This window comes from Streptomyces aculeolatus (genome assembly GCF_020400605.1).
Lineage (GTDB): Bacteria > Actinomycetota > Actinomycetes > Streptomycetales > Streptomycetaceae > Streptomyces > Streptomyces aculeolatus.
In genome coordinates this window covers 83,873-105,505 of the sequence record NZ_JAINRD010000004.1, presented here as the reverse complement: position 1 = coordinate 105,505, position 21,633 = coordinate 83,873, and the positions used below count along the sequence as shown (strand labels likewise).

Annotated in this window: 15 protein-coding genes; 14 read left to right on the top strand and 1 reads right to left on the bottom strand. The window is 74.8% G+C overall.

Going from position 1 to position 21,633, the window contains the following annotated elements; genetic code table 11:
* The 10 genes from LG396_RS09175 (at position 1) to LG396_RS09130 (ending at position 15,340) form a co-directional block, all read left to right on the top strand.
* A complete protein-coding gene (locus LG396_RS09175) occupies positions 1-738 on the top strand; it encodes a SanA/YdcF family protein (RefSeq protein ID WP_372483484.1) in 738 nt (245 codons plus the stop codon).
* Between the two features lie 108 nt (positions 739-846).
* Positions 847-2,139, top strand: a complete 1,293-nt coding sequence (locus LG396_RS09170; RefSeq protein WP_225794347.1) for an NAD(P)/FAD-dependent oxidoreductase — start codon at positions 847-849, stop codon at positions 2,137-2,139.
* A 2-nt stretch (positions 2,140-2,141) separates the two neighbouring features.
* Positions 2,142-4,793: a nitrite reductase large subunit NirB gene (gene nirB, locus LG396_RS09165; protein WP_225794346.1), complete on the top strand. Its 2,652-nt coding sequence runs from the start codon at positions 2,142-2,144 to the stop codon at positions 4,791-4,793.
* Positions 4,790-5,173: a nitrite reductase small subunit NirD gene (gene nirD / locus LG396_RS09160; protein WP_037749229.1), complete on the top strand. Its 384-nt coding sequence runs from the start codon at positions 4,790-4,792 to the stop codon at positions 5,171-5,173. Before nirB ends, nirD begins: the two co-directional genes overlap by 4 nt.
* A gap of 73 nt (positions 5,174-5,246) precedes the next feature.
* Positions 5,247-6,545 (top strand): deoxyguanosinetriphosphate triphosphohydrolase, encoded by a 1,299-nt coding sequence (locus LG396_RS09155; RefSeq protein WP_225794345.1) that lies wholly within the window; start codon positions 5,247-5,249, stop codon positions 6,543-6,545.
* Positions 6,546-6,879: 334 nt separating this feature from the next.
* Positions 6,880-8,154, top strand: a complete 1,275-nt coding sequence (locus tag LG396_RS09150; protein ID WP_225794344.1) for an NAD(P)/FAD-dependent oxidoreductase — start codon at positions 6,880-6,882, stop codon at positions 8,152-8,154.
* Between the two features lie 712 nt (positions 8,155-8,866).
* Entirely contained in the window at positions 8,867-10,084 is a 1,218-nt protein-coding gene (locus LG396_RS09145; protein WP_225794343.1) for a sensor histidine kinase, read from the top strand.
* A gap of 99 nt (positions 10,085-10,183) precedes the next feature.
* Positions 10,184-12,136, top strand: a complete 1,953-nt coding sequence (dnaG, locus tag LG396_RS09140) for a DNA primase (protein WP_225794342.1) — start codon at positions 10,184-10,186, stop codon at positions 12,134-12,136.
* 327 nt (positions 12,137-12,463) lie between these two features.
* On the top strand, positions 12,464-13,564 hold the full coding sequence (locus LG396_RS09135; RefSeq protein ID WP_078572846.1) for an RNA polymerase sigma factor: 1,101 nt from the start codon (positions 12,464-12,466) through the stop codon (positions 13,562-13,564).
* A gap of 342 nt (positions 13,565-13,906) precedes the next feature.
* Positions 13,907-15,340 carry an alpha-amylase gene (locus LG396_RS09130; protein ID WP_225794341.1) on the top strand — a complete coding sequence of 478 codons (1,434 nt, stop codon included), beginning with the start codon at positions 13,907-13,909 and terminating at the stop codon, positions 15,338-15,340.
* A gap of 30 nt (positions 15,341-15,370) precedes the next feature.
* Here LG396_RS09130 and LG396_RS09125 read toward each other — a convergent pair whose 3' ends face one another.
* Complete coding sequence (locus LG396_RS09125; protein WP_018841659.1) at positions 15,371-16,417, bottom strand: LacI family DNA-binding transcriptional regulator; 1,047 nt, start codon at positions 16,415-16,417, stop codon at positions 15,371-15,373.
* A gap of 150 nt (positions 16,418-16,567) precedes the next feature.
* Here LG396_RS09125 and LG396_RS09120 point away from each other — a divergent pair, with 150 nt between their 5' ends.
* From LG396_RS09120 to LG396_RS09105, 4 genes are all read left to right on the top strand, one after another.
* Entirely contained in the window at positions 16,568-17,854 is a 1,287-nt protein-coding gene (locus LG396_RS09120) for an extracellular solute-binding protein (protein WP_225794340.1), read from the top strand.
* 82 nt (positions 17,855-17,936) lie between these two features.
* Positions 17,937-18,824, top strand: coding sequence for a carbohydrate ABC transporter permease (locus LG396_RS09115; RefSeq protein ID WP_225794567.1), 888 nt, complete (start codon positions 17,937-17,939; stop codon positions 18,822-18,824).
* Complete coding sequence (locus LG396_RS09110; protein WP_225794339.1) at positions 18,821-19,753, top strand: sugar ABC transporter permease; 933 nt, start codon at positions 18,821-18,823, stop codon at positions 19,751-19,753. The genes LG396_RS09115 and LG396_RS09110 overlap by 4 nt, the downstream gene beginning before the upstream one ends.
* Before the next feature lie 97 nt (positions 19,754-19,850).
* A complete protein-coding gene (locus LG396_RS09105) occupies positions 19,851-21,536 on the top strand; it encodes a glycoside hydrolase family 13 protein (protein WP_225794338.1) in 1,686 nt (561 codons plus the stop codon).
* Positions 21,537-21,633: the final 97 nt, after the last annotated feature.

Below are 21,633 nucleotides of genomic sequence, written 5' to 3'. Positions count from 1 at the left end.
GTGGTACGGCCGGCGGCGCGGGTACGGGCGTGGCGGCCCCGGCTGCGCGGGCGCGGCCCGCGGCCGGGGTGGCGGCCCCGGCTGCCGCGGACGCGGCGCGGGCGGCGGCGGGCGCTGCGGGGCGCGGTGCTGGCGTGCGTCCTGGCCCTGCTGCCCTCGGCGTGGCTGTTCGTCGCCGCCGGCGACCGCGTCGTGGCCGCCGAGCGCGCCCCGCGCGCGCCCGTGGCCCTCGTCTTCGGCGCCGGCCTGTGGGGCGAGGAGCCGTCCCCGTACCTCGCGCACCGGCTCGACACCGCCGCCGAGCTGTACGAGCTGGGCAAGGTCGACGCCGTCCTCGTCAGCGGCGACCACGGCACCCGCGACTACGACGAGCCCACCGCCATGCGGCGCTACCTCGTCGACCGCGGCGTCCCCGCCGGGGCCGTCGTCCGCGACTACGCCGGCTTCGACACCTGGGATTCCTGCGTCCGCGCCCACCGCGTCTTCGGCGTCGACCGGGCGCTGCTGGTCAGCCAGGGCTTCCACATCCGCCGGGCGCTGGCGCTGTGCCGGGCGGCGGGCATCGACGCGTACGGGGTCGGGGTGGACGAGCCCCGCCGGGGGGCCTGGTACTACGGCGGGCTGCGGGAGATCCCGGGCGCGGTGAAGGCGGCGTACGACGCGGCGTTCACGCCGGCCCCGCGCTTCCTGGGGCCGCGCGAGCGGGGGGTGGACGAGGCGGTGGCAGCGGCCCGGTAGGCGGGCCCGGGGTGCTCACAGCCCCGCACATCCGCCGCTGAGGGCAGTGTTGCGCGGCGGAAACCGGAGGGATGCGGCGGGGTAACGGCGCCGCCCGAGGGTGGGCTCATGAGCCAGCCCGCAGCCGCAGCCGCCGGCCCCGCCGAGGGGCGCCGCGCCGTGATCGTCGGCGGCGGCATGGCCGGTACGCGGCTCGCCCGGCAACTCGCCGCCGCCGGGGACCGGGTGACGCTCGTGGGGGAGGAGCCGCACGCCGCGTACAACAGGGTGCTGCTCGCCGACGTCCTCGCCGGGCGCTACGCGCCCGACGTCATCCGCCTCCCGGACCTCCCGGCGGCCCCCGCCGTCCGGGCGCTGCGCGGCGTGCGCGCGGTGGGCGTCGACCGCGCCGCGCGCCGGGTGCGGTGCGACGACGGGCGGGCGGTGCCGTACGACGTGCTGGTCCTGGCCACCGGCGCCGCGCCGGTGCTGCCGCCGCTGCGCGGCCTCTCCGGCGGGGCCGGCGGCGCGCTGCCCGCGGGGGTGCACGCCTTCCGCACGCTGGCCGACTGCCTGGCGCTGGCGGAGGCGGCGACCGCGGGCACGGCGGCGGTCGTCGTGGGCGGCGGGCTGCTCGGGGTCTCCGCGGCGCGGGCGCTGGCGCTGCGCGGCGCGCGGGTGGTGCTGGCGCAGCAGGGGGAGCGGCTGATGGAGCGGCACCTCGACCCGGCCGCCGCCGGACTGCTGCGGGGGCACCTGGAGGAACTGGGCGTGGAGGTGCACACCGGCTGCCGGGTACGGGGCGTGCGGACGAGTCCGCCGCCCCCCGGCGCGGTCCGGGCCGTCACCGGGGTCGAGCTGGCCGACGGGTACGTCCTCGATGCCCGCCTCGTCGTGCTCGCCTGCGGGGTCCGGCCCCGGGCCGGGCTCGCCCGGGACGCCGGGCTGGGTGTCGCCGAGGGCGTCGTCGTCGACGACGAGCTGCGCACCACCGACCCCGCCGTCCACGCCATCGGCGACTGCGCCGAGCACGCCGGCGTCCTCTACGGCCTCGCCGCCCCCGCCCTCGAACAGGCCGACCTGCTCGCCCGCATCCTCACCGGCCCCGCCGGCCACACACCCCGCTACACCGGCACCCGCGCGCTGACCCGGCTCACCCTGCCCGCCGCCGACCGCCCCCTCGACCTCGCCGCCTTCGGCGAGACCGAGCCCGCGCCCGGCGACGACGTCGTGCACCTCGCCGACGCCACCCGCCGCGTCTACCGCAAGGTCGTCGTCCGCGCCGACCGCCTCGTCGGCGGCATCCTCGTCGGCGACCTCGGCCCGGTCGGCGCCCTCGCCCGCGCCTGGGAGGGCGGCGCACCGCTGCCCGCCGGCACTCCGCTGCACCATCTGCTCACCGACCACCTCGGAGGCTCCTGACGATGGCTCCCACGACCACGGCCACCACGGCCCACCCGCCCCGCACCATCGTGCTCGTCGGGCACGGCATGGTCGGGCAGCGCTTCCTCGAAGCCCTCGCCGAGCACCGCGTCACCGACAGCGCCCGCGTCGTCGTCTTCTGCGAGGAGCCCCGCCCCGCCTACGACCGCATGCACCTCACCTCCTACTTCTCCGGCACCACCCCCGACGGGCTCTCCGTCACCCCCGCGGGCTTCATGGCGGAGCACGGCATCGAACTCCACGTCGGCGACCCCGCCGCCGCCGTCGACCGCGCGGCGCGCACCGTCACCTCCGCCGCCGGCCGCACCGTCGCGTACGACGTGCTGGTGCTGGCCACCGGCTCGTACCCCTTCGTCCCGCCGGTCCCCGGCAAGGACGCCCGCGGCTGCTTCGTCTACCGCACCATCGAGGACGTCCTCGCCATCGAGGCCTACGCGCAGGGGGCCACCGCCGGCGTCGTCGTCGGCGGCGGGCTGCTCGGGCTGGAGGCGGCGGGCGCCCTCAAGGGGCTGGGGCTGCGGACGCACATCGTGGAGTTCGCGCCCCGGCTGATGCCCGTCCAGGTCGACGAGGGCGGCGGTGCCGCGCTCCGCCGCACCATCGGCGACCTGGGGCTCGACGTGCACACGGGCGTCGCGGGCAAGGAGATCCGCACCGACGCCGCCGGCGCGGTGGCGGGGATGGAGCTGTCGGACGGCTCGGCCGTGGCCGCGGACCTCGTCGTCTTCTCCGCCGGGGTCCGCCCGCGGGACGGACTCGCGCGCGAGGCGGGCCTGGACGTCGGCGAGCGCGGCGGCATCGCCGTCGACGAGCGGTGCCGGACCTCCGACCCGGCGGTCTACGCCATCGGGGAGTGCGCGCAGGCCGCGGACGGCCGGGTCTACGGGCTGGTGGCGCCCGGGTACGAGATGGCGGAGACCGCCGCCGCCGCGATCGCGGCCGGACCGGCACCGGCGCCCCCCGCGGCGCCCGCCGCGGTCGCCAAGACCTTCACCGGCGCCGACACCTCCACCAAGCTCAAGCTCCTCGGCGTCGGCGTCGCCTCCTTCGGCGACGCCCTCGGCGCCGCCGACGGCTGCCTCGACGTCGTCTACTCCGACTCCCGCGCCGGCCTGTACAAGAAGCTCGTCGTCGACCGCGACGGCACCCTCCTCGGCGGCGTCCTCGTCGGCGACACCGACGCGTACGGCGTGCTCCGCCCGCTCACCGGCAGCGTGCCGCCCGTACCGCCCGAGCAGCTCGTGCTGCCCCCGGGCGCCGGCGCCCCCGCCGCCCTCGGGCCGGCCGCGCTGCCCGACGACGCCGTCGTGTGCAACTGCCACAACGTCACCAAGGCCGCAGTCCGCGGCGCCGTCGCCGACCACGACTGCACCACCGTGCGCGAGGTGGAGAAGTGCACCCGCGCCGGCTCCGGCTGCGGCTCGTGCGAGAAGGTCCTCACCGCCCTCGTCAACGACGAGCTGGCGGCCCGCGGCGTCGCCGTCGACACGGGCCTGTGCCGCTGCTTCGCCCACACCAGGACCGAGCTGTACGAGATCGTCCGCGTCAAGCGCATCAGCTCCTACGTCCGCCTCCTCGACGAGCACGGCCGCGAGGAGGCCCGCAGCGGCGACGGCTGCGAGGTCTGCAAGCCCGCCGTCGCCTCGATCCTCGCCTCCCTCGCGCCCGTCATCGGCGCCGACGGGTACGTGCTCGACGGCGAGCAGGGCGCCCTCCAGGACACCAACGACCACTTCCTCGCCAACCTCCAGCGCAACGGCTCGTACTCCGTCGTCCCGCGCGTGCCCGGCGGCGAGATCACCCCCGAGAAGCTGATCGTGCTCGGCGAGGTGGCGCGCGACTTCGGGCTCTACACGAAGATCACCGGTGGCCAGCGCGTCGACCTCTTCGGCGCCCGCGTGGACCAGCTCCCGGCGATCTGGGCCCGCCTGGTCGACGCCGGGTTCGAATCCGGGCACGCCTACGGCAAGGCGCTGCGCACCGTGAAGTCCTGCGTGGGGTCGACCTGGTGCCGCTACGGCGTGCAGGACAGCGTCCGCATGGCGATCGACCTGGAGCTGCGCTACCGCGGGCTGCGCTCGCCGCACAAGCTGAAGGCCGCCGTCTCCGGCTGCTCGCGGGAGTGCGCCGAGGCGCAGAGCAAGGACTTCGGCATCATCGCCACCGCCGCCGGCTGGAACCTGTACGTCTGCGGCAACGGCGGCGCCACCCCCCGCCACGCCGACCTGCTCGCCCAGGACCTCGCCGACGACGAGCTGATACGGCTCGTCGACCGGTTCCTGATGTTCTACATCCGCACCGCCGACCGGCTGGAGCGCACCTCCGTCTGGCTGGAGCGGCTGGAGGGCGGCCTCGGCCACCTGCGGGACGTCGTCGTCGGCGACTCGCTCGGCATCGCCGCCGAGCTGGAGGAGCAGATGGCCGCACACGTCGCGCACTATCGCGACGAGTGGGCCGCCACCCTCGCCGACCCGGAGCGGCTCGCCCGCTTCGTCTCGTTCGTCAACGCGCCGGGCGTGCCGGACCCCTCCGTGCGGTTCGTCCCCGAGCGCGACCAGGTCAAGCCCGACCTCACCCTGCTGTCAGGACCCGCCATCCCGGTGCGCGGGACGCTGGAAGGAGCCCCCGCATGACCACCACGGCGTACGCGCCCGCGCGGACCGTGCTGCGCGTCGAGATCCGCACGGCCGCCGGCTGGCACCCGGTGTGCGACCTCGGCGTGCTCACCCCCGGCCGCGGCGTCGCCGCGCTGCTCCCGGACGGCACGCAGGCCGCCGTCTTCCTCGGCCGCACCGGCGACGCCTACGCGATCGGCAACCGCGACCCCTTCACCGGCGCGTACGTGCTGTCGCGGGGGCTGGTGGGATCGGCGCCCTCCCCGCAGGGGAGCCGGCCGTTCGTGGCGTCCCCGCTGCTGAAGCAGCGCTTCGACCTGGCGACGGGGCGCTGCCTGGACGACGACGAGGTGGCGGTGCCGGCCTACCAGGTGCGGATCGCGGAGGTGGCGGCGTAGGGGGTACGCACCCGGGTGCCCGGGCGCGTACCGCGGGCGCCTCCCGCGCGGCGCCCCGGTTACCGTTCCGTGCATGGGGTACACCGACGCCGACCTCGAACGCTGGGCCCCCGAGCCCGACAAGCGCCCCGGCCGCACCGCCTTCCAGCGCGACCGCGCCCGCGTGCTGCACTCCGCCGCGCTGCGCCGGCTCGCCGGCAAGACCCAGGTCGTCACGCCCGGCGCCGGCGGCGGGGAGGGCGACGCGGGCGACGGCGGCGGTGAGCAGGCCGTGACGTTCGCCGACGCCACGCCCCGCACCCGCCTCACGCACTCGCTGGAGTGCGCCCAGGTCGGCCGCGAGCTGGGCGCGGCCCTCGGCTGCGACCCCGACCTCGTCGAGACCGCGTGCCTCGCGCACGACCTCGGGCACCCGCCGTTCGGGCACAACGGCGAGCAGGTGCTCGACGAGCTGGCCGCGCCCTGCGGCGGCTTCGAGGGCAACGCGCAGTCGCTGCGGCTGCTCACCCGGCTGGAGCCCAAGCGGTTCACCGACGGCGGCCGGCCCGTCGGGCTCAACCTCACCCGGGCGGCCCTGGACGCCGCCACCAAATACCCCTGGCCGCGCGGCGGCCACCCGGCCGGGCCGGACGCCGTGAAGTTCGGCGTCTACCCCGACGACGTGCCGGTCTTCGACTGGCTGCGCGCGGGCGCGCCCGGCGGTCCCGCGGGCCGCACCTGCTTCGAGGCGCAGGTCATGGACTGGTCCGACGACGTGGCGTACTCCGTGCACGACGTCGAGGACGGCCTGCACGCCGGCCACTTCGACCCCGCGGTGCTGCTCGCCGGACCCGAGCGCGCCGACGTCCTCGCCGTCGCCGCCGCCCGCTACGCCCCGGGCGCGGACGCCGCCGAACTCGCCGAGGCCCTCGACCGACTGCTCGCCCAGGAGTGGTGGCCGCACGGCTACGACGGCACCGCCGCCGCGCAGGCCCGCCTCAAGGACGCAACCAGCCAGCTCATCGGCCGCTTCTGCCTCGCCGCCGAGGGCGCCACGCGCGCCGCGTACGGCACCGGCCCGCTGTCCCGCTACGCGGCCGAGCTGATCGTGCCGCGCGCGGAGCGGCTGGAGTGCGCGGTGCTCAAGGCCGTCGCGGACCGGTTCGTGATGCAGCGGCCGGACCAGGAGCGGCTGCGGGCGGACCAGCGGGTCGTGCTGGGGGAGCTGGCCGGGGCGCTGACGGCGGGGGCGCCCGCGGGGCTGGACCCGCAGTTCCGGGCGCTGTACGAGGAGGCGGCGGACGACGCGGGGCGGCTGCGGGCGGTGGTGGACCAGATCGCGGCGCTGACGGACGCGGCGGCGCGGCGGCTGCACGCGCGGCTGACGGGGTGAACGGCGAGATCCGGCCACCGGCGCGTCGTCGGGCACGGGGGCGGGGAGCGGGCCGGGAGCGCCCCCGGTCACGCACCGGGCCGCACCCCCGCCCCCGTACCCGCCCACCACCGCCCCCACCAGCACGTTTCCCCCTCACCCGCCCCGGCGCCGCCGCCGGGTCCGCCCGGCCGGCCGGGCCGCCCGTCCCGTCCGCCACCCCGCCCGCCCACCCAGCCCTGGCGCGCCTGCCCCTTCCGCCCCCGTACCCCGGTGCGGGAGGCTCACGGTGCGGCAACGCGGCCGGGGACACGGCAAAATGGATGGTCGGGGCCAGGGAGCTAGGAGGCGTGAAGTGGTCGACGCACATCAGACGTTCGTCATCGTCGGTGGAGGACTGGCCGGTGCGAAAGCGGCAGAGACGCTGCGATCGGAAGGGTTCACCGGCCGGGTCATCCTCATCGGCGACGAGCGCGACCACCCGTACGAGCGACCGCCGCTGTCCAAGGGCTACCTCCTCGGCAAGGAAGAGCGCGACAGCGTCTTCGCGCAGCCGCCCGGCTGGTACGCGGAGGCGGAGGTCGAGCTGCACCTCGGCCAGACCGTCACCTCGCTGGACCGCGCCGCCAAGACCGTGACCCTCGGCGACGGCACCCGGGTGCACTACGACAAGCTGCTCCTGGCCACCGGCGCCGAGCCGCGCCGCCTCGACATCCCCGGCACCGACCTCGCCGGCGTCCACCACTTGCGCCGCCTCGCCCACGCCGAACTGCTCCGCGGCGTCCTCGCCGCCCTCGGCCGGGACAACGGCCAGCTCGTCATCGCCGGCGCCGGCTGGATCGGCCTGGAGGTGGCCGCGGCCGCCCGCTCGTACGGGGCGGAGGTCACGATCGTCGAGCCGGAGGCCACCCCGCTGCACAAGGTGCTCGGCCCGGAGATCGGCCAGGTCTTCGCCGACCTGCACCGCGAGCACGGCGTGAAGTTCCACTTCGGCGCCCGCCTCACGGAGATCACGGGCAGGGACGGCATGGTGCTCGCCGCGCTCACCGACGACGGCGAGGAGCACCCGGCGCACGACGTGCTGGCCGCCATCGGCGCCGCCCCCCGCACCGCGCTCGCCGAGGCCGCCGGGCTCGACGTGGTGCCGCCCGCGGAGGGCGGCGGCATCGCCACCGACGCCTCGCTGCGCACCTCGGACCCGGACGTCTACGCCACCGGCGACGTCGCCGCCTTCCTCCACCCCGCCGCGGGCTCCGCCGGCGGCGGCCGGCTGCGCGTGGAGCACTGGGCGAACGCGCTCAACGGCGGCCCGGCCGCGGCCCGCGCCATGCTCGGGCAGGACGTCACGTACGACCGGGTGCCGTACTTCTTCTCCGACCAGTACGACATGGGCCTGGAGTACTCGGGGTACGCCCCGCCCGGCTCGTACGACCAGGTGGTTGCCCGCGGGGACGTGGGGCGGCGGGAGTTCATCGCCTTCTGGCTGAAGGACGGCCGGGTGCTCGCCGGGATGAACATGAACGTGTGGGACGTCACCGAGGGCATCCAGAACCTGATCCGCTCCGGCGCCGCGGTCGACGCGGACCGCCTGGGCGACCCGGCGGTGCCGCTGGGGGACCTGATCGCGTAGGGCGCGCGGAGAGCGCCGCGGCGGGCCCGCGACCGGGTACGCGACGGTCGCGGGCCCGCGACGCGTGCGTCCGAGCCCGCGCCGTACGGGCGGCACGCCCCCTCCCGGCGGCCCCGGCCTATCCTCTGCATGGCCATCCGCACCGCCCGGGTACGTCGCCGAGATCTTCACACTGCGCCACTCCGTGCTGGTGCCCGGACGCCCGCCCGCCGAGGCGGAGTTCGACATCGAGGGCGTCGGCCCGCACATCGTGATGGCCGCCGAGCTCGCGCCCGGCGCCTGACCCGCGGCCGGTACCACCTGCGCGTACTCCCCGGGGAGTAGCGGCCGTTCCGTGTCGCCCGGGGCAGTAGTGCCGGTCTCGGTCGCGGGATCGAGGACACCCGCCGCGCCGGCCGGGAGGCTGGACTCGTACGAGCGCACGACACGCAGTCGTCCCGAAACGGGTGGGGAGGTGACCGGGCAGCGGCGGCGCGTCCTCCACTCCTGCGGGCCCGCACCCCCCGGCCGGGTCCGCGGCGGGTGGCGGACGGCCGCCGGTGCGCTGCGCCACCCACCAGCCTGCGGGCTCCGGTTCCCCCGGCCGGAGCCCGTGGACCCTGCCCCGCCGGGCGGCACGCCTCTCCGCGAAGCCGCCCGGCGGGGCTGCCACCGTCGCCCCGGGGCGCACCCGGAACGACACGACCGGGCCGTCCGGGTGAGGAAGAACCGCATGGGGCCACCGCTATCCGTACAGGGGCGGTTCGTCGTACCGCCGGGCAGGGACCTGGCGCTGGCGGCGGCCGTGACGGCGATGTCGGCGGGGCTCGCGCTGCTGGCGGAGGTCGAGGTGGGCGCCCACCGGCCGGACCTGCCGGGCTGGGTGCTGCTCGTGGCGACCTGCACCGCGCTGGCGTGGCGGCGGCCCGCGCCGATGGCGACGTTCGCGGCGGTGATCGTCCTCCAGCTCCCGTACCACGCACTGCAGAACGCCCACCACGCGCCGGTGCCCGCCACCGTCGTCGCCGTCTACTCGCTGGCCTTCGCCGGGCCCCGGCTGCGTACCGCGCTGGTCGTCGGCGGGCTGCTCGGCGGGCTGATGGGGGTGCTGACGACGGTCGACATGAGCCGGGTCATGGACATCCTGCGGATCTCCGGCTGGGTCATCGCCGTCGCCCTCTTCGGCGAGGCCGCACGGGTCCACCGCAACTACCTCTCCGCGATCGTCGAACGGGCCGAGCGGGCCGAGCGCACCCGGGAGGAGACCGCGGCCAGGCGGGTGGCGGAGGAGCGGCTGCGCATCGCCCGCGACCTGCACGACCTGCTGGCGCACAGCATCACGCTGATCGGCGTGCAGACCTCCGTCGCCGCCCACCTCGTCGTCTCCGACCCGGACCGGCTGGACCGCGAGGCGGTCGCCGAGGCGCTCGACGGGATCGCCGGCACCTGCCGGGACGCCCGCGCCGAGCTGCGTACGACGCTCCAGGTGTTGCGCGCCGGCGAGGGCGGCAAGGACGGGACGGGGCCGCTGCCGGGTCTCGCGGGCCTGGACGGGCTGGCCGACGCGGCGCAGTCCGGCGGGGCGCGGGTGGAGCTGGCGGTCGGGGCGGAGCTGGAGGTGCCGCAGGCGGTGGGGGCGGCCGCGTACCGGATCGTGCAGCAGTCGCTGACCAACGCCGTGCAGCACGCCGGCCCCGGGGTGCGGGTGCTGGTCGAGGTGGGCTACGACGAGGACGCGAAGGCCCTGTCGGTCCGCGTCACCGACGACGGCCCGGCCGGCGGCGGGCAGCCGCTGGTGCCCGCGGGGGCGCGCCGCGAGGGCTACGGCATCGCCGGGATGCGCGAACGCGCCCGCAGCGTCGGCGGTCTGCTGGACGCCGGCCACCGCACGGCGGCGTCCGGCTTCGCGGTGGCCGCCGTGCTGCCCTGCGCCCGCGAGGCGGACACCTGATCCGCCGCCCGGGCACCGGTCCTGCCCGTACGCCGCGGCGGCGGTCCCGCCGGCCGCGGCGGGGGTGGGGGTGTCGGCGCCCGGCCGTAGACTGCACTCGTGGCAGGCAGGATCAACGACGACGACGTGCGGACGGTCAGGAACGCGGTTCCGATCGACGCCGTGGTCTCCGAGTACCTGCAGCTCCGCCCCGGCGGCGGGGGCAATCTGAAGGGCCTGTGCCCCTTTCATGACGAGAAGTCCCCCTCCTTCCACGTGAGTCCGGCCAAGGGGCTGTACCACTGCTTCGGCTGCCAGGAGGGCGGGGACACGGTCGACTTCGTCATGAAGGTCGAGCACCTGTCCTTCTCCGAGACCATCGAGCGCCTCGCCGCCCAGGCCGGCATCACCCTGCGGTACGAGGAGGGGGGCTACACCCCCGGCAGGCAGCAGGGCGAGCGCACCCGGCTGCTGGAGGCGCACAAGGTCGCCGCGCAGTTCTACGCGGAGCAGCTCGGCTCCGCGGAGGCGGAGATCGGCCGCGGGTTCCTGGCGGAGCGCGGCTTCGACCAGGCCGCGGCGGAGCGCTTCGGCGTGGGGTACGCGCCGGCGGGCTGGGACCACCTCACCCGCTTCCTGCGCGGCAGGGGCTTCACCGACAAGGAGCTGACGCTCTCCGGGCTCTCCCAGGACGGCCGCCGCGGGCCCATCGACCGGTTCCGGGGGCGGCTGATGTGGCCGATCCGGGACATCACGGGCGAGGTCGTCGGCTTCGGCGCCCGCCGGCTGCGCGAGGACGACAACGGCCCCAAGTACCTGAACACGCCGGAGACCCCGATCTACCGCAAGTCCCAGGTGCTGTACGGGATCGACCTGGCCAAGCGGGACATCGGCAAGCAGGGCCGGGCGGTCGTGGTGGAGGGGTACACCGACGTGATGGCCTGCCACCTGTCCGGGGTGACGACCGCCATCGCGACGTGCGGCACCGCGTTCGGCGGCGAGCACGTGAAGATCCTGCGCCGGGTCCTGACGGACAACTCGCGCTCCGAGGTGGTGTTCACGTTCGACGGCGACGCGGCGGGCCAGAAGGCGGCGCTGCGTGCGTTCGAGGACGACCAGAAGTTCGCGGCCCGTACGTCGATCGCGGTCAGCCCGGGCGGCATGGACCCGTGCGACCTGCGGCTGGCGAAGGGCGACGAGGCGGTGCGGCAGCTCATCGAGGAGCGCTCGCCGCTCTTCGAGTTCGCGATCCGCTCGTTCGTGAAGCAGCACAACCTGGATACGGCGGAGGGCCGTTCCGCCGCGCTGGAGCAGGCGGCGCCCGTGGTGGCGCGGATCAAGGACGTCTCGATCCAGCACGACTACGCGGTGCGGCTGGGCGGGATGCTGGGGATCCTGGACGAACGGTTCGTGACCAACCGGGTGCGGCAGCTCGCGCGGTACGCGGCGCAGGGCGGCGCGGGCCGGGGCCGGGGCGGTCAGGGCCAGGCGCAGGTCCGCGGCGGTGTTCCGCCGCAGGCGGGCCCCGGAGCCGCCGGCCCGCGGCAGTCCGGTCCCGCACCCGCCGGGGGCGCCGCCGGCGGCCCCGCGCTGTACATGAGGACCCCGGCGCTGCACCGCGAGCGCGAGCTGCTGAAGCTCGCGCTCCAGCACCCCAAGCTGGTCGCCCCCGCCTTCGACGCCTACCTCGCCGACGAGTTCACCGCCGCACCGTACGCGACGGTCCGCGCCGCCATCGAGGCGGCCGGCGGCGTGGCCGCCGCGGCCGACAGCGCCGCCTACCTGGCCCGCGTCCGCGACGCGGCCCCCGATGACGGCGTCCGCTCCCTCATCACGGAACTGGCGGTGGAGCCCCCGCGCAGCCGCCGCGAGCCGGACGCGATCTACGCCGGCGAGCAACTCGCGGGCGTCCGCCTGGCCGCGGTCGACCGCCGCATCGACGACGTCCGCAGTACGGTCCACCGCCTGGGCGCCCAGGGCCCGCCGGACCGGTTCGAGTCGGCCCAGCGCGAGTTGTGGACGCTCCAGCAGTACCGGGAATCCCTCCGCGCCCGCGGCGCGGCGGCGCTCTGACGCCCCCGCGGGGAACGCGGCCCGGTGGCCCATCCCTTCAACATGTGACGGCACTGTCACAGTCCGCGGGGATGTGGGCTGCCCCGAGCGTGCACATTCGTCCGTTGCGTAACCATCCGGTCACGGGCCGGGCACAAAATGTGGTCGCACGACCCTACTGCCAGGCCTGTGTCGTACCCCACACTGGGGGCGGTGCCTGAGTCCTCGGAGCGTGGCGGTTCGGCCCGGAAGGGGCGTCAAGCCGCCAGGGATCCGCTATCCACGATCGGGACGGAAGGCGGCGAGTACGCCGCAGCCGTTCCGCTGCCCCACGTCCCCGAACCGGCAGTGACCACCCTGGAGGTCGCCCCCGTGCAGACCCAGACCCTCAAGACTTCCGTACGGGCCGGGCGCGAGGGTGCGCCCGACGTCCTGACCCTGCCGAACGGGGCTCCGGCGGGGCTCGACGAGCCCGGTGCCGGGAGCGAGCCGGCGCCCGCGCCGCCGCCGGCGTCCGCCGTGCGGCCCGACCGCGGCGGGCCCACCTCCGACCTGTTCCGGCAGTACCTGCGCGAGATCGGCCGGATTCCGCTCCTCAGCGCCGCCGAGGAGGTGGAGCTGGCCCGGCGCGTCGAGGCCGGGCTGTTCGCCGAGGAGAAGCTCGCCGCCGACCCCGGCCTGGTCACCCAGCTCGCGCTGGACCTGGACCGGCTCGTCGTGCTGGGCCGGATGGCCAAGCGCCGGCTGATCGAGGCGAACCTGCGGCTCGTCGTCTCCGTCGCGAAGCGGTACGTGGGCCGCGGGCTGACGATGCTCGACCTGGTGCAGGAGGGCAACCTCGGGCTGATCCGCGCGGTGGAGAAGTTCGACTACGCCCGCGGCTACAAGTTCTCCACCTACGCGACCTGGTGGATCCGCCAGGCCATGTCCCGCGCGCTGGCCGACCAGGCGCGGACCATCCGCGTCCCCGTGCACGTCGTCGAGCTGATCAACCGGGTCGTGCGGGTCCAGCGCCGCATGCTCCAGGAGCGCGGCTACGAGCCGACGCCCGAGGAGGTCGGCACCCACCTCGGGCTGCCCGAGGAGCGGGTGAGCGAGGTGCTGCGGCTGGCGCAGGAGCCCGTGTCGCTGCACGCGCCGGTCGGCGAGGAGGAGGACGTCGCGCTCGGCGACCTCATCGAGGACGGCGACGCCGCCTCGCCCGTGGAGTCCGCGGCGTTCCTGCTGCTGCGCGAGCACCTGGAGGCGGTGCTGTCCACGCTGGGCGAACGGGAGCGCAAGGTCGTGCAGTTGCGGTACGGACTGATCGACGGCCGGCCGCGGACGCTGGAGGAGATAGGCCGCATCTTCGGCGTGACCCGCGAGCGGATCCGGCAGATCGAGTCCAAGACCCTCAACAAGCTGCGCGACCACGCCTTCGCGGACCAGCTCCGCGGCTACCTGGACTGATTCCCCGGTCGCACCGCAGACGCGGAGGGCTCCGGCCGTCGGGTGCCGGAGCCCGCTTCTGCATGCGTGGAACCGGTCCGGCCGGGCGGGCGCGTGGGGCCTGTGAAGGACCCCCGCCCGGCCGGACCGGGGTCGGGGGGCGCCTCGGTGAAGTTAGCACCGCCGGGGCGGTGTTGAAAGACTTTGCAAGCACCTTTCCGACGGGTTGACCGTGCTCTGGCGCGCCCCTACCGTCGTCCGGGAACACGGATCCGAGGTCGTGCTGCAAAATCTTGCGACTCTCGTTCCACACACCGATGCGGCTGTGGCGCGTCAGCTCTCCGAAGGACCAGGAGGGTACACATGGCTCATCCGGTACGTGCGCGGCTGCGCGGCTCGCGCCTGCTGCTCGGGACGGCTCTCGCCGGTCTCGTGCTCGGGCTGCTGCCCGCCGCCGCGACGCAGGCGGGCACCAGGGCGGTGACGGCGGAGGCGGCCGCGGGGGGCGACGTGATCGCCAACCTGTGGTCCTGGAACTGGCAGTCGGTCGGCGCCGAGTGCACCGACGTCCTCGGCCCCGCCGGGTACGCCGCCGTGTGGGTGGCGCCGCCCGCGGAGTCCCTGGCCCACCCGCAGCACCACTGGTGGGACGTCTACCAGCCGTACAGCTACGGCCTCTCCGGCCGGCTGGGCACCGAGGCCGACTTCACCGCCATGACGGCCGCCTGCAACGCCGCCGGCGTCGCCGTCTACACCGACGCGGTCGTCAACCACACCGCAGCGATGACCGGCACCGGCTACGCCGGCACCGCGCTCGGCGACAAGTACGCGCCGCCCATGTACTCCCGGGCGGACTACAACGTCGACGTCTGCGACCGCGAGATCAGCAACTGGGACGACAAGTGGGAGGTGCAGAACTGCGAACTGCTCGGCCTGCCGGACCTGAAGACCGGCAGCGACTCCGTCCGCGACAGGATCGCCGGGTATCTGAACTCCCAGATCGCCCGCGGCGTCTCCGGCTTCCGCGTGGACGCCGCCAAGCACATCCCCGCCGCCGACCTGGAGGCCATCGCCGGCCGGCTGGACGACACCGCGGCCGGCGCCCGGCCGTTCGTCTTCCACGAGGTCTTCCCCGGCAGCACCCCCGCGCCCGACGAGTACTACGGCAGCGGCCGGGTGCTGGACTTCGCCTTCGGCGACCGGATGAAGGCCGCGTTCCAGAGCGACATCGCCCAGCTGGAGAACCTCGGCCCCGACCAGGGGCTGCTGCCCGCGCAGAACTCGGTGCCGTTCGTCACCAACCACGACACCGAGCGCAACGGCCGCCACCTGACGTACAAGGACGGCGACACCGCCGTCCTCGCGAACGTCTTCCAGCTCGGCTGGACCGACGCGCCGCCCACCGTGTACGCGGGCTTCGCGTTCGCCGGCAACGACGACTCGCCGCCCGCCGACGGGGGCGGCTTCGTCACCGGCACCGACTGCGGCGCCGGCTGGTACTGCCTCGACCGCGACCCGCGGATCACGGGGATGGTCGGCTGGCGCAACGCCGCGGGCGGCGCGCAGGTGACCGACTGGCAGTCGCCGCGCGGCAACGTCGTCGGCTTCGGCCGCGGCGACCGCGGGTTCGTGGCACTCAACAACACCGGGGAGCAGGTGAGCCAGGAGTTCGGCACGGCGGTCGCGGACGGCACGTACTGCAACGTCCTCGACGGCTGCGCCACCGAGGTCACCGTCGCCGGCGGGCGGGTCGCGCTCGACCTGCCCGCCAAGGGGGCGGTCGCCTTCCATCCGTAGGAACCGGCGCCGCGGCACCGGCGCCCGCGGTCAGGTCTCCGCGGGCGCCGAGGCCGTCGAGCCCCGTACCACCAGCTCCGGGTGGAAGACGAACTCGGCGTGCGGGGCCGGGGTGCCGCCGATCTCCTCCAGCAGCGCCCGCACCGCGGCCTGGCCCATCGCCGTCACCGGCTGGCGCACCGTCGTCAGCGGCGGGTCGGTGAAGGCGATCAGCGGCGAGTCGTCGTAGCCCACCACGGACACCTGGCGGGGCACCGCGAGCCCCCGCTGCCGCGCCGCGCGGATCGCGCCCAGCGCCATCATGTCGCTCGCGCACACGATCGCCGTGCAGCCGCGGTCCAGCAGCGCCGACGCCGCGGCCTGCCCGCCCTCCAGCGAGTACAGCGAGTGCTCGATGTCCGCCCGCGCGTCCTCCTGCGGTACGGCCAGCACGTCGCGCATGGAGTCGAGGAACCCCTCGACCTTCCGCTGTACGGGCACGAACCGGCCCGGGCCGAGTGCGAGCCCGATGCGGCGGTGGCCCAGGGAGGCCAGGTGCGTCACCGACAGCCGCATCGCGTCCCGGTCGTCGGGCGAGATGAACGTGCCCTGGAACTTCTCCGAGTAGCCGTTGATCATCACGAACGGCACGCCCTTGCCGCGCAGCCGTGTGTACCGCTCCATGTCGGCGGTGGTGTCGGCGTGCAGCCCGGAGACGAAGACGATGCCGTCCACGCCGCGCTCGACGAGCATCTCGGTCAGCTCGTCCTCCGTCGAGCCGCCGGGCGTCTGTGCCGCCAGCACCGGGGTGTAGCCCTGCCGGGTCAGCGCCTGGCCGATGACCTGGGCGAAGCCGGGGAAGATCGGGTTGTCCAACTCGGGGATGAGCAGGCCGATCAGCCCCGCGCTGCGGCGGCGCAGCTTCACCGGCCGCTCGTAGCCGAGCACGTCGAGCGCGGCCAGCACGGCCTGCCGGGTGGTGTCCGCCACGCCCGGCCTGCCGTTCAGCACCCGGCTGACCGTGGCCTCGCTGACCCCGGCCTGGGCCGCGATGTCGGCGAGCCGCGCGGTCGCGGCACCTGACTGTTCCTGGCGCACGTCGTGTCCTCCCTGGTTCTCTGCTGTGACCGTAACTCCTTGCAGAAATTTCTTGCAAGGTCTTTCGGCCGCATGTCAATCCTGTTAGCTTCCTCGGCGTCCGGCCCCGCGCTGCGCGGTCACGGTTCCCTGCCTGAAGGAGAGTTCACTATGCGACGTGGCATAGCCGCCACCGCCCTGGCCGCCTCACTTGCGCTGACGGCCGCGGCCTGCGGGGACGACGGGGACGGCGGCGACGGCGGCGGGAGCGCCGGCGGGAAGGTGACGATCACCTGGTGGGACACCTCGAACGCCACCAACGAGGCGCCCACGTACAAGGCGTTGATCAAGGAGTTCGAGAAGGCCAACCCGGACATCAAGGTCGAGTACGTCAACGTCCCCTTCGACCAGGCGCAGAACAAGTTCACCACCGCCGCCGGCACCAAGGGCGCCCCGGACGTCATCCGCACCGAGGTCGGCTGGACCGCCTCCTGGGCCAAGTCCCAGTTCCTCGCCCCCCTCGACGGCACCGCGGCGCTGGCGGAGCAGGACGACTTCACGCCGTCGCTGCTCGAACAGGCGCAGTACGAGGGCGGCACCTACGGCGCCCCGATCGTCACCGACACCCTCGCGCTGATGTGGAACAAGGACCTGCTGAAGAAGGCCGGCCACGACGCGCCGCCCGCCGACTGGGACCAGCTCATGGACGTCGCCGCCGACGTCGAGGACAAGACCGGCGCCGACGGCTTCTGGGTCAACAAGGACCCGTACTACACGCTGCCGTTCCTCTTCGGCGAGGGCACCGACATGGTCGACGCCGAGGCGCAGAAGATCACCGTCGACTCGCCGGAGGCGGTCACCGGGGTCGAGAAGGCCAGGGAGATCGTCGAGGCACCGGGCACCGCCGACCTCGACGTCACCGCCGACGCGTACGCCCACATGCAGGACGCCTTCGTCAACGGCAAGGTCGCCATGATCGTCCAGGGCCCGTGGGAGCTGACGAACGTCTACGCCGGCTCCGCCTTCAAGGACAAGGCGAACCTCGGCATCGCCCCCGTTCCCGCCGGCTCCACCGGTGAGGCCGGCGCCCCCACCGGCGGCCACAACCTCTCCGTCTACAACGGCTCCGACGAGGCGCACAAGGAGGCCGCGATCGAGTTCGTCGGCTGGATGACCTCGGCGAAGACCCAGTCGGAGATCGCCCTGAAGAACGGCACCCTGCCCACCCGCACCTCCGCCTACACCGACGAGGTCAAGGCCGCCCCCGGCGTCGCCGACTACCAGCAGGTGCTGGCCGACACCGCCCAGCCGCGCCCCTCGCTGCCCGAGTACAGCACCCTCCTCGGCGACGACTTCGCGCAGAACCTCGCCGCAATCCTCAAGGGCGACACCGCGGTCGAGGACGGACTCGGCGCCACCGCCGAGAAGTTCGCCGACCTGGTCCCCGACTTCGCGTAGCGCGCAGCAGCGGTCCTGAAGGGCAACGGAAGTGATCAGCACCCTGAAGCAGTCGTACAGCCGCCACTGGTACGCGTACGCCATGGTCGCCCCGGTCGTCGCCGTCCTCGGCGTGCTCGTGGCGTACCCGCTGGGCCGCGGCGTGTACCTGTCGCTGACCGACGCCACGAGCGACAACGTCGGCCGCACCATCGGCGTCAACAAGATCCCGGACAGCTTCTCCTTCGTCGGCTTCGACCACTACGTCGAGATCCTCACCGGCAGCGCCGCCGACACCTTCTGGAAGCAGTTCGTCTGGACGCTCTTCTGGACCGCCGCCTGCGTCGCCCTCCACTACGGCATCGGCCTGGGCCTCGCCGTCCTGCTCAACCGCCGGATGCGCGGGCGCACCCTGTACCGGCTGGCGCTGATCCTGCCGTGGGCGGTGCCGACGTTCGTCACCGTCTTCTCCTGGCGGATGATCCTCGCCGACGGCGGCGTGCTGAACTCCGCGTTCGCCTCCGTCGGCATGCCGGAGCCGGCCTGGCTCAGCGAGCCGTTCTGGCAGCGGACGGCGGCGATCGTCGTCAACACCTGGTGCGGCGTGCCGTTCATGATGGTCTCGCTGCTCGGCGGGCTGCAGTCCATCCCCGGCGAGCTGTACGAGGCCGCCGAGACCGACGGCGCCACGCCCTGGCAGCGCTTCCGGCACGTGACGCTGCCCGGGCTGCGGGCGGTGAGCAGCACGGTGATCATGCTGGGCGTGATCTGGACGTTCAACCAGTTCATCGTCATCTTCCTGCTCTTCGGCTCCACCGCGCCCGACACGGAGATCCTCGTCACCTGGGCGTACCGGCTCGGCTTCGGCCAGACGCCGCGGGACTACGCCGGCTCCGCCGCGTACGGCGTGATCATCCTGTCCATGCTCGTCGTGCTGGTGTCGGTCTACCGCCGCTGGCTGAACCGCAACGAGGAGGCGGCCGTCCGATGACCCGCGCCACCCGCACCGCCGCCGCCCGCCCGGCCGGCGCGCCGCGTCCCGCCGCCGCACCGCGCCCGGCCCGCCCTGCCGCCTCCCGCCCGCGCCGCCGCGGCGAGCGCAGCACCGCCGCGTCCGTCGCGCTGCACGGCACGCTGCTCGCGGCGAGTTTCGTCGCGCTCTTCCCGGTCGCCTGGCTGGCGTGGATCTCGCTCGGCCCCGACAAGACCGACTTCCTGCACGCCGGCGAGATCGCCGGGAAGGTCAGCCTGTCGAACTACACCACCGTGCTGTCCGACACCGACTTCCTGCACTGGGTCGGCAACTCGCTGATCGTCAGCCTCGGCACGTGCCTGATCGGCGTCTTCGTCTCCGCCAGCGCCGCCTACGCCGTCTCGCGCATGCGCTTCCCCGGCCACCGGCAGCTCATGTGGACGTTCCTGGTCACCCAGATGTTCCCGTTCGCGATCCTCATCGTGCCGCTGTACAACATCCTGGCCGGACTCGACCTGCTGGACACGTACTGGGCGCTGATCGCCGTCAACCTCACCCAGGCCGTGCCGTACTGCGCCTGGCTCCTCAAGGGCTACTTCGACACCATCCCGCACGAGATCGACGAGGCCGGCCGCGTCGACGGGCTCACGCCCTTCGGCACGTTCTGGCGGCTGGTGCTGCCGCTGGCCCGGCCGGGCATGGCCGTGGCGGCGTTCTACACCTTCCTCACCGCCTGGGCGGAGTTCGCCTTCGCGTCGGTGTTCCTGCTCAGCTCCGACAAGTACACGCTGCCCATCGGCCTGGCGACCTTCGTCAGCGAGCACGACCAGCAGTGGAACCTGATGGCCGCCACCGGCGTGCTCATCGCGATCCCGGCGGCGGCGTTCTTCTACCTCGTCCAGCGCCACCTGGTGACCGGCCTGACGGCCGGCGCCGCCAAGTCGTAGGCCCCCCACGCTCCCACGCCTCTCCCGCCACGCCCCTCCCGCAAGCCACTGGACGCGGCCCGCGCGGCCGCCCGCCCACCGACGACCCGGGGAAGACATGACCCAGCACCTTGCCGCCCGTACGGCCGCCGACTCCGCCGACGCCCTCGACTGGTGGCGCGACGCGGTGATCTACCAGGTCTATCCGCGCAGCTTCGCCGACGGCGACGGCGACGGCACCGGCGACCTGCCCGGCATCCGCGCCCGGCTGCCCTACCTCGCGCAGCTCGGCGTCGACGCGGTGTGGCTCAGCCCCTTCTACGCCTCCCCGCAGGCCGACGGCGGCTACGACGTCGCCGACTACCGCGCCATCGACCCCGTCTACGGCACCCTCCACGACGCCGACGCCCTCATCCGCGACGCCCACGGCCTCGGCCTGCGGGTCATCGTGGACGTCGTGCCCAACCACTCCTCCGACCGCCACGAGTGGTTCCGCCGCGCCCTGGCCGAGGGCCCCGGCTCCCCGCTGCGCGCCCGCTACCACTTCCGCCCCGGCAAGGGCGCGGACGGCGAACTGCCGCCCAACGACTGGGAGTCCATCTTCGGCGGCCCCGCCTGGACCCGCTGCCCGGACGGCGAGTGGTACCTGCACCTCTTCGCCCCCGAGCAGCCCGACTTCGACTGGGAGCACCCGGCCGTCGCCGACGAGTTCCGCTCCATCCTGCGGTTCTGGCTCGACATGGGCGTGGACGGCTTCCGCGTCGACGTCGCCCACGGCCTCGTCAAGGCCGCCGGGCTGCCCGACATCGGCGGCACCGGCCAGCTCGGGCTGCTCGGCAACGCCGCGATGCCGTTCTTCGACCAGGACGGCGTGCACGACATCTACCGGAGCTGGCGGCGCGTCCTGGAGGAGTACCCGGGCCGGCGCATCGCCGTGGCCGAGGCGTGGACGCCGACCGTCGAGCGCACGGCCAACTACGTGCGGCCCGACGAACTGCACCAGGCGTTCAACTTCCAGTACCTCGGCACGTACTGGGACGCCGCCGAGCTGCGCCCCGTCATCGACGCCTCACTCGCCGCCATGCGCCCCGTCGGCGCGCCCGCGACCTGGGTGCTGTCCAACCACGACGTCACCCGGCACACCACCCGCTTCGCCAACCCCGCGGGCCTGGGCACCCAGCTCCGCTCCGCCGGCGACCCGGTCCGCGGCCTGCGCCGGGCCCGCGCCGCGACCCTGCTGATGCTGGCGCTGCCCGGCTCCGCGTACCTCTACCAGGGCGAGGAGCTGGGCCTGCCCGACGTCACCGACCTGCCCGACGAGGTGCGCCAGGACCCGGCGTTCGCGCGCGGCGCGGGGCAGGACGGCTTCCGCGACGGCTGCCGGGTGCCCATTCCGTGGACGGTGGCGGGGAGTTCGTACGGCTTCGGCGACGGCGGCAGCTGGCTGCCGCAGCCGGCCGGATGGGGCGAGCTGAGCGTCGAGGCGCAGACCGGCGACCCGGGCTCCACCCTGGAGCTGTACCGCGCGGCGCTGGCGGTGCGCCGGGCGCACGCGGCGCTCGGCGCGGGGGACGGGGTGGAGTGGCTGCCGGCGCCGGAGGGGGTGCTGCTGTTCCGCCGCACGTCGGGGGACGCGGCGTTCGTCTGCGCGGCGAACACCACCGGCGCGCCGGTGCGGATCACGGTCCCGGCCGGACGGCTGCTGCTGTCGAGCGCGGCGGGCGGCGTGTCCGGCGGGGAGTCGGGCGGCGAGGTGGACCTGCCGGCGGACACCACGGCGTGGTGGTCGGCGGAGGCCGGCTGAGGGGTACGGACCGGGGGAGCACCCGGCTCGTACGGGCCGGGTGCACCCCCTCGGGTGGCGGGTTCCGCCCGTCCGCCGCGCCCCGGGCAGCCGGATG

Coding starts and splice junctions, on each gene's coding strand:
- LG396_RS09115 (WP_225794567.1), top strand. CDS start 17,937: ATGGTCGCCCCGGTCGTCGCCGTCCTCGGCGTGCTCGTGGCGTACCCG.
- LG396_RS09105 (WP_225794338.1), top strand. CDS start 19,851: ATGACCCAGCACCTTGCCGCCCGTACGGCCGCCGACTCCGCCGACGCC.
- nirD (WP_037749229.1), top strand. CDS start 4,790: ATGACCACCACGGCGTACGCGCCCGCGCGGACCGTGCTGCGCGTCGAG.
- LG396_RS09130 (WP_225794341.1), top strand. CDS start 13,907: ATGGCTCATCCGGTACGTGCGCGGCTGCGCGGCTCGCGCCTGCTGCTC.
- LG396_RS09155 (WP_225794345.1), top strand. CDS start 5,247: ATGGGGTACACCGACGCCGACCTCGAACGCTGGGCCCCCGAGCCCGAC.
- LG396_RS09145 (WP_225794343.1), top strand. CDS start 8,867: ATGGGGCCACCGCTATCCGTACAGGGGCGGTTCGTCGTACCGCCGGGC.
- LG396_RS09110 (WP_225794339.1), top strand. CDS start 18,821: ATGACCCGCGCCACCCGCACCGCCGCCGCCCGCCCGGCCGGCGCGCCG.
- LG396_RS09170 (WP_225794347.1), top strand. CDS start 847: ATGAGCCAGCCCGCAGCCGCAGCCGCCGGCCCCGCCGAGGGGCGCCGC.
- LG396_RS09120 (WP_225794340.1), top strand. CDS start 16,568: ATGCGACGTGGCATAGCCGCCACCGCCCTGGCCGCCTCACTTGCGCTG.
- nirB (WP_225794346.1), top strand. CDS start 2,142: ATGGCTCCCACGACCACGGCCACCACGGCCCACCCGCCCCGCACCATC.